Here is a 3,848-nt window from a genome sequence, read left to right on the forward strand (position 1 = left end):
TTTCATTCGCCGTTGATGGATCCGATGGTGGAGGAGTTTCGGACGGTGGTGCGGTCGGTGGAGTTCCGTCGTCCGCGGTTGGGGATGGTGGCGGGTGAGGGGGTGTGTGATCCGGAGTTTTGGGTGCGGCATGTGCGGGATGCGGTGCGTTTCGCGGATCAGGTTTCCTGGCTGGAGGGTGCCGGGGTCTCCACGTTCGTGGAAATGGGGCCGGGCGGCGTACTGACCGCCATGGCACGGGACTGCGTCACGGGGCGCAATGCCCTTCTGGTGCCGATGCTGCGTAAGGCATTGCCTGAGGACCGGGCCGTCACCAAGGCACTCGCCGAATTGCATGTGCGGGGCGTGCCGGTGAATTGGGAAGCGTTCCTGGAAGGGAGCGGGCACAGCCCACGGCGCACGTCCTTGCCGACCTACGCGTTCCAGCGCAAGCGCTACTGGCTGAAGGACGCCGAGGAGACCCGGGAAAGCGGAGCGGCCCCGGAGAGCGGACCCGCCGAGAAGGGCGCCGACAGCGAGGCCGGCGGCACAGGGAGCGAGGCGGAAGCCGAGACGGCGGACGGAGCCGAGCGGCAGGAAGCGCACCTCGCCGAGCAGATCGCCGAGGCGCCTCGGGATGAAGCGGAGCGGCTGCTGCGTGAGCTCGTACGGACCCAGGTAGCCGTCGTCCTGGGGCATGTCAGCGGCGACAGCGTGAATTCGGACCTCCGGTTCAAGGAACTCGGATTCGACTCCTTGATGGCGGTGGAACTGTGCAGCCGACTCGGCGACGCCACAGGGCAGCGCCTGCCCGCGAGCCTCACCTTCGACCACCCGACCGTGAATGCTCTCGTCGGCCACCTGCTGGCGGAAATACGCCCCGACCGGGACGCGAAGGACGCGGGGGACGCGGGGGAGGCCGTACGTCCGGAGAAGGCCGTCCCCCATGCGGAGTCGGCCGATGACGACCCGATCGTCATTGTGTCGATGGCGTGTCGTTTTCCGGGTGGGGTGGGTTCGCCGGAGGAGCTGTGGCGGCTGGTGGCCGAGGGTGGTGATGCTGTTTCGGTGTTCCCGGCGGATCGTGGTTGGGATGTCGAGTCGCTGTATGACGCGGATCCGGATCACGCGGGGACGTCGTATGTGCGTGAGGGCGGTTTCCTTTACGGTGCCGCGGAGTTCGACCCGGCGTTCTTCGGGATCTCGCCGCGTGAGGCGCTGGCCATGGACCCGCAACAGCGATTGCTCCTGGAAACTTCCTGGGAGGCGTTCGAGCGGGCCGGCATCGTTCCGCGGTCGCTGCGCGGCTCCAGGACCGGCGTCTTCGTGGGTGCGACGGCTCAGGACTACGGCCCCCGACTGCACGAGGCCGCCGACGGAGCGGAAGGCTATGCGCTGACGGGCACGACCCCGAGCGTGCTGTCGGGCCGGCTGGCATACACCTTCGGGCTGGAGGGCCCGGCGGTGACCGTGGACACCGCGTGCTCATCCTCGCTGGTCGCGCTGCACATGGCCGTCCGGGCGCTGCGGCAGGGCGAGTGCACCCTGGCCCTGGCAAGCGGCGCGACGGTGATGTCCAACCCCGGCATGTTCGTGGAGTTCAGTCGTCAGCGGGGGTTGGCGGCGGATGGTCGGTGCAAGGCGTTCGCGGCCGGTGCGGATGGGACCGGTTGGGGCGAGGGTGTCGGCGTGCTGGTGTTGGAGCGGTTGTCGGACGCCCGCCGTAACGGCCATGAGGTGCTGGCTGTCGTGCGTGGCACGGCGGTGAACCAGGACGGCGCGAGCAACGGTCTGACCGCCCCGAACGGTCCCTCGCAACAGCGGGTGATCCGGCAGGCGCTTGCGGATGCGCGACTGTCGGCCGCCGATGTGGATGTGGTGGAGGCGCACGGTACGGGGACGCGGCTGGGTGATCCGATCGAGGCGCAGGCGTTGTTGGCGACGTATGGGCAGGGTCGGGATGGCGGGCGGCCTTTGTGGTTGGGGTCGTTGAAGTCGAATGTGGGGCATACGCAGGCGGCTGCGGGTGTCGGTGGTGTCATCAAGATGGTGATGGCGATGCGGCATGGTGTGTTGCCGCGGACGTTGCATGTGGATGAGCCGTCGCGGCATGTGGATTGGTCGGTCGGTGCGGTGGAGTTGCTGACGGAGGAGCGGGATTGGCCTTCGGATGCGGGTCGGGTGCGGCGTGCGGGTGTGTCGTCGTTCGGCGTGAGTGGCACGAACGCGCACGCGATCATCGAGCAGGCCCCGGTCGTTGAGGCGGGGGAGTCGGAGCGGCAGACGGCGGGTGTTCCGGGCGTCGTGCCGTGGGTGGTTTCCGGTCGTGGTGAGGGTGCGTTGCGGGCGCAGGCGGAGCGGCTGCGGTCGTTCGTGGACGCTCGGTCCGAGTTGGAGCCGGTTGATGTGGGGTTCTCGTTGGTGATGACCCGGGCTGCGGTGGAGAACCGTGCGGTGGTGCTGGGCGCTGACCGGTCCGGTTTGCTTGACGCGCTGGGTGCGGTGGCTCGTGGTGAGGGCCGTGAGTGGGCTGGTGTGGTGTCTGGTGCCGTTCGTGAGGTTGGTCGGACGGTGTTGGTTTTCCCTGGTCAGGGTTCGCAGTGGGTGGGCATGGGTGCGGAGTTGATGTTCTCCTCGCCGGTGTTCGCGGAGTGGATGCGGCGGTGTGGGGAGGCGTTGGCGCCGTTCGTTGACTGGGATCTGCTTCAAGTCCTGAGCGAAGGCCGTGCCTTGGATCGGGTGGATGTGGTGCAGCCGGTGACGTGGGCGGTGATGGTGTCGCTGGCGGAGTTGTGGCGTTCGGTGGGTGTGGTGCCGGATGCGGTGTTGGGTCACTCGCAGGGTGAGATCGCTGCTGCTGTGGTGGCGGGTGGACTGTCGCTGGAGGATGGTGCGCGGGTGGTGGCGCTGCGTTCGCAGGTCATCGGTCGTGAGCTGGCCGGTCGTGGCGGTATGGCGTCCATCGCGCTTCCTGAGGCGGAGGTGCGGGAGCGGCTGAAGGCGGAGGCCGGTCTCGGCATCGCGGCCGTCAACGGGCCGGGCTCTACGGTGATTTCCGGGGATTCGGACGCCGTGGAGACCTTCGTTGCCTCTTGCGAAGCCGATGGGGTGCGGGCGCGTCGTATCGCGGTGGATTACGCGTCGCATTCGGCGCATGTGGAGGCCATCGAGCAGGAGCTGCTTACCGTTCTGGAGCAGGTGCGGCCGCAGTCGGGAAGCCTTCCGTTCTACTCCACGGTGGAAGGCGCCTTCCTCGACACGCAGCGTCTGGATGCGGGGTACTGGTATCGGAATCTGCGGCGTCCGGTGCAGTTCGAGGCGGGTGTGCGGGCGTTGTCGGCGGAGGGTTTCACGACGTTCGTGGAGTCCAGTGCGCACCCGGTGCTGACCGTGGGCGTCCAGGAGACCCTCGACGACGCCGATGCCGAGGCGGTGGTGGCCGGCTCCCTGCGGCGTGACGAAGGCACCCTGGAGCGTTTCCTGACCTCGGCCGCCGAGTTGTATGTCACCGGGGTCCAGGTGGACTGGCCGGCACTGTTCGCCAACACCGGTGCCCGACGCGTCGACCTCCCCACATACGCCTTCCAACGCGAGCGCTACTGGCTGGAAGCCCCCGCTCCTGCCGGGAACGATGCCGTGGATACCCGCTTCTGGGCGGCTGTTGAGGCGGAGGACTGGGAGTCGTTGGGCCGGGCGCTGGCCCTTGAGGAGGATGCGCCTCTGAGCGCCGTGCTGCCTGCGCTGGCGTCCTGGCGCCGTGAGCAGCAGCGGACCTCGGTGGTGGATTCGTGGCGTTATCGGGTGGCGTGGAAGCCGGTGGTGGTTGAGGAGTCGGCTGTGGTGGGGGGCCGGTGGTTGGTGGTGGTGCC

General features: G+C 68.3%; 1 pseudogene. It reads left to right on the top strand.

Annotated elements, in window-relative coordinates:
- Positions 1-15 precede the first annotated feature (15 nt).
- Positions 16-3,848, top strand: a pseudogene (locus ACZ45Z_RS33210) (type I polyketide synthase); the annotation flags it as partial.

The sequence above is a fragment of the Streptomyces sp. NPDC031210 genome, from assembly GCF_055570395.1.